The 2,008-nt window shown below is 49.4% G+C and carries 1 protein-coding gene and 1 pseudogene; both read left to right on the top strand.

The annotated features are described in order from the left end of the window. A pseudogene (locus tag M989_RS23770) lies at window positions 1-484 on the top strand (IS5-like element ISEc68 family transposase); the annotation flags it as partial. 339 nt (window positions 485-823) lie between these two features. After that, a complete protein-coding gene (locus M989_RS23765) occupies window positions 824-1,804 on the top strand; it encodes an NAD(P)H-quinone oxidoreductase (RefSeq protein ID WP_196479507.1) in 981 nt (326 codons plus the stop codon). Window positions 1,805-2,008 lie beyond the last annotated feature (204 nt).

The raw sequence follows: 2,008 nt of genomic DNA, 5'->3' as shown, positions 1-2,008 counted from the left end.
GACCAAGAAAGGTAACCAGTGGTACTTCGGCATGAAAGCGCACATTGGCGTGGACGCCAAAAGTGGCCTGACCCACAGTCTGGTGACCACGGCGGCTAACGAGCACGACCTCAATCAGGTTGGCAAGTTACTGCATGGCGATGAAGAATTTATCTCAGCCGATGCTGGTTATCAGGGGGCCGAAAAGCGCGATGAGCTCAGCGATGTCAGCGCAGACTGGCTTATCGCCAAGCGTCCCGGCAAAGTGAATGCATTGAAGCAACACCCGCGCAAGAACAAGCTGGCCATCCGTTACGAATACCTGAAAGCGAGTATCCGAGCGAAGGTTGAGCATCCATTTCGGATAGTAAAATGTCAGTTTGGTTTCGTCAAAGCCAGGTACAAGGGGCTGGCTAAAAATGACAGTCAACTGGCGATGTTATTCACCCTGGCGAACCTGGTTCGAGTTGACCAATTGATACGGGCACAGGCGAGATCTACCTGAAATGAGGAAATTGGCCTGAAACAGGGCCAAAATCAGCCACGAAGAGACGATTTTGGGCTGAAAATTGGAAAATTGAGCCACAGGACGTCGATAAAGGACGGTTTGGGGCGTCATATCGGGAGCTGCGGACCACTTAATCGCAACTTCCTTAGCCAACGATGCGTTGATCCAAGGTGTTCAAATAAAACCGGAATGGATGTTCAAGTAAATCGGAATCCGCAGAGGGTACGTGCTGCAACGTACAGAAAAGTGGCTAGTGATGAGACACAGTGTAGTTGGGAAATTCAACGAAAAACAAAATCATAAGGACTTACGTTCATGTTACATACTGCGAATAAAATGACTGTCATTGAAATCTCTGAGCCTGGCGGGCCAGAGGTTTTAACGCCCGTTCAGACAACGATTCCGGTGCCAAAGGCTGGGGAAATTTTGGTTCGCGTCAAGGCCGCAGGTGTTAATCGTCCTGACGTCATTCAACGCCAGGGTCATTACCCTATGCCTGACGACGTAACCCCTATTCCTGGTCTTGAGGTCGCTGGAACGGTTTCATCAATTGGAGAAGGCGTCACGGGCGTAAAGATTGGTGACCGAGTCTGTGCTCTGACGAATGGCGGTGGTTATGGTGAGTATTGCATCGTGCCGGAAAGCCAGACACTGCCGGTGCCAGACAGCATGTCAATGATAGCAGCGGCGGCACTTCCTGAGACTCTGTTCACCGTCTGGGCAAACTTGTTCAAGATTGGTGGCGCAACACAGGGTCAGAGTGTTCTGATTCATGGGGGAACAAGTGGTATCGGCACAACCGCGTTGATGCTATGCCGCGAAATCGGTATCGAGGCATATGCGACGGCTGGATCAGATGATAAATGCGATGTGATCGCAGAGCTTGGCGCTACGCCAGTCAACTACCGGACAACTGATTTTTCTGATTTCATTTTGAAGCAAACGGATGGCCGTGGCGTTGATATCATTCTCGATATAATGGGTGCATCCTATTTCTCCCGAAATATGAGGAGTTTAGGAATGGATGGCCGGCTGGTAATCATTGGCTTCCTTGGCGGAGCTTTCGCAGATCAAGTGGATCTGCAAGAACTCGCGTTGAAGCGAGCGGTTGTCACGGGTTCAACGATGCGAGCACGAACTTCGGTCGAAAAAGCCGAAATTGCCAATGACTTGCTTAAAAATATCTGGCCGATTCTCAATGCAGGTCGTTGCCATCCCATGATTCACAGCACATTCCCGTTACGCGAAGCAGCACGCGCGCATGCATTGATGGAGTCCGGCAAGCATGTTGGGAAAATTGTTCTTACGGTGAATTAGCTTTAAGCCCGACACAACTCCCACGTTAGGTCATCAGGAATATGACCATTTAAATATCCACCAATGTTGAGCCAGCATTTATTAATACGCTTATCGGGTGATAGTAATCAAATATCACAGGACACGATATGTGGCGACTAAAATATCTGATTTCGTTTTCTGGCTTTTCTATGGTGGACACCGTCTAACACATTCGCGGTAATG

Origin of the sequence: Kluyvera georgiana ATCC 51603 (assembly GCF_001654985.1) — a bacterium.
Taxonomy (GTDB): Bacteria; Pseudomonadota; Gammaproteobacteria; order Enterobacterales; family Enterobacteriaceae; genus Kluyvera; species Kluyvera georgiana.
The sequence above is the reverse complement of the archived record's forward strand: the minus strand, read 5'-3'. Positions and strand labels throughout refer to the sequence as shown.

Coding starts and splice junctions, on each gene's coding strand:
- M989_RS23765 (WP_196479507.1), top strand. CDS start 824: ATGACTGTCATTGAAATCTCTGAGCCTGGCGGGCCAGAGGTTTTAACG.